Below are 1,309 nucleotides of genomic sequence, written 5' to 3' on the forward strand. Positions count from 1 at the left end.
GATGTGCCCTCCTCCTTGGGCGCGCATGATGGGCAAAACTGCTCGAATGCCGTACAGGGCGCCATAGAAATTTATCTCAAAGGCGAATTTCCAGTCGGCGTCCGTTGCCTCGTCAAAAGGTTTGGCCAGGGCGAGTCCGGCATTGTTGAAAAGGAAATGGATCTGCCCGGATCCGAATTCCCTCGCCTGCCGGATCATGACGGCGACGCGTTCCTGCTTGGTCACATCGGTTTGGATCCCCAATACTCTTTGAGGGTATGCACTTCCGAGCCGAGCACCTTCCGCTTCCAGTCTCTGAGCGTTGACATCCGCAAGCACGACGGCCTTGGCTCCCAACGAAAGAAGGAGCTCGCACAAGGCAAGCCCAATTCCCGATGCCCCGCCGGTGACGACAGCGACCTTGTCCCTATAGTATTCGTCCATGTCTCAACTCCTCATTTGCTTACGGTTTCATGCCGCCGCTACTCGAGCACCTTGCCCCTGTATTCCATCAGGACGAGTCGACCTTTCGTCATGGTGACGGGGGCCATCTCGATCATGGGCAATGCCGCCAGGGCCTTGATGATATGCCATTGCATCGGGTTTTGATCCCAGGTCAGTTCCGTCCATGTCAGGGTTCCTCTGCCCACCCAGGCGGCAGTGGGTTCCTGGTACATGGGAAAGAAAATGGGTTGGCTCAAATCCGCTCCAGGGGCTCCCACTTTTGGAATATAGCGCCACCCAAAGGACTGGATGTCCCGGGGAAGGGCCTTCGTCCATTCTTCATCCATCGGCCTGGGATCCGACATTTCAATCTCCAGAAACTTATTGCCTTCAAAGCTGAGGCGGGTGCGGTACGTGTCCGCGACGATGTGCGCGTCTTCAATGTCGGCGTAGATTTTGGGCATCCCCATCATGTTTCCAGTCAGGATGGGAATGGTGTTGTTTTCCCAGATTACGAGCGGGAACAGCCCTTCCAGCCGGTCGCGTCGCCCGTTGAACCGCACATTGACCGCAATGGTGGCCAAATTGTAGCTCGACCCGGCCATCCATTCGACCTCCCGACATTGCTGGTATTGAACGACCAGCTCGGGCTTCAGGAGTTCGAACGGTTCCGGCAGGAACTCGGACAGGCGATCGGTATTGGTCGTGTACCTGAAGATGAGGGTCAAGACATCGTTGTAGACGGCCTTGGCGTCGGGATCAAAGAACGATCCCCCAAAGTGGGCCGGCATTCGATAACATTTTCCGTCCTCGAATGTGAACATGTTCGGCTCCTTCATTGGGTTGAATCCGCTGTTTCCATTTCGCCTCGCATCCTGTCCACTTG

2 protein-coding genes are annotated in these 1,309 nt (G+C 56.0%); both read right to left on the reverse strand.

Going from position 1 to position 1,309, the window contains the following annotated elements; translation table 11 throughout:
• Nucleotides 1-423 (reverse strand): SDR family NAD(P)-dependent oxidoreductase (locus EOM25_15045; GenBank protein ID NCC26495.1); only part of this gene is annotated, 423 nt, incomplete at its 3' end.
• 38 nt (nucleotides 424-461) lie between these two features.
• Nucleotides 462-1,247, reverse strand: a complete 786-nt coding sequence (locus tag EOM25_15050) for an acetoacetate decarboxylase (GenBank protein ID NCC26496.1) — start codon at nucleotides 1,245-1,247, stop codon at nucleotides 462-464.
• Nucleotides 1,248-1,309 lie beyond the last annotated feature (62 nt).

The organism is Deltaproteobacteria bacterium, assembly GCA_009929795.1.
Classification (GTDB): Bacteria; Desulfobacterota; Desulfovibrionia; order Desulfovibrionales; family Desulfomicrobiaceae; genus RZZR01.

What these genes read in the sequence shown, in the direction of transcription:
- EOM25_15050 (NCC26496.1), bottom strand. Translation starts at nt 1,247, where the DNA reads ATGTTCACATTCGAGGACGGAAAATGTTATCGAATGCCGGCCCACTTT.